This is a genomic window from Microbacterium sp. ER1 (genome assembly GCF_023383675.1).
Classification (GTDB): Bacteria; Actinomycetota; Actinomycetes; order Actinomycetales; family Microbacteriaceae; genus Microbacterium.
In genome coordinates, this window is the sequence record NZ_QCXO01000112.1 from 1 (window position 1) to 230 (window position 230).

The 230-nt window shown below is 67.4% G+C and carries 1 pseudogene; it reads right to left on the reverse strand.

Annotation, left to right across the window (positions count from 1 at the left end):
* Positions 1–230: pseudogene (locus tag BV453_RS01975) on the reverse strand (N-acetylglucosamine-6-phosphate deacetylase); the annotation flags it as partial.

The window sequence follows — 230 nt, forward strand, 5'->3', positions numbered from 1 at the left end:
GTTATGCGGGGAGAGGAACGGCCCTTCGAGGTGGGCACCGAGAATCAAGGGATCGTCTGACATCGCTTCCCGAATGGTGTCCAGCGAGCGGGCCAGCATAGCGACGGGGTTCGCGACAAGACTCAACACGGCGCGGGTCGTACCGTGCTGCCGGTGCATCGCTAGCGCGGCGGCGATGTCGTCCGGCCCGTTGTCGTAGGCCCCCTGCGCGCCACCGTGCCCGTGGAGGT